This is a genomic window from Turicibacter sp. T129 (assembly GCF_025594975.1).
In the GTDB taxonomy this organism is placed as follows: domain Bacteria; phylum Bacillota_I; class Bacilli_A; order MOL361; family Turicibacteraceae; genus Turicibacter; species Turicibacter bilis.
This window is the reverse complement of sequence record NZ_JAMQUU010000070.1, coordinates 1-250: the sequence shown is the minus strand read 5'-3', so window position 1 is coordinate 250 and position 250 is coordinate 1. Positions and strand designations below refer to the sequence as shown.

The following is a 250-nucleotide window of genomic DNA, read 5'->3' as shown; positions in this document are numbered from 1 at the left end:
TCCCCCTAGTCTCCACCAATTGAATATTAGCAAATAACAATAAATGGCGGAGTAGCTCAACTGGCTAGAGCGTACGGTTCATACCCGTGAGGTTGGGGGTTCGAGTCCCTCCTCCGCTACCATGAAAGACCCGGACCCTTAGCTCAGTTGGTTAGAGCTATCGGCTCATAACCGATCGGTCGTAGGTTCGAGTCCTACAGGGTCCACCAGTTAGTTTGCATCATGATACGGAGGAATACCCAAGTCCGGC

2 tRNA genes are annotated in these 250 nt (G+C 51.6%); both read left to right on the top strand.

From position 1 onward, the window contains the following. The first annotated feature begins 45 nt into the window (after window positions 1-45). Window positions 46-122: transfer RNA gene (locus NEH75_RS11255), tRNA-Met, on the top strand. 10 nt (window positions 123-132) lie between these two features. Continuing rightward, window positions 133-209: transfer RNA gene (locus tag NEH75_RS11250), tRNA-Ile, on the top strand. Window positions 210-250: the final 41 nt, after the last annotated feature.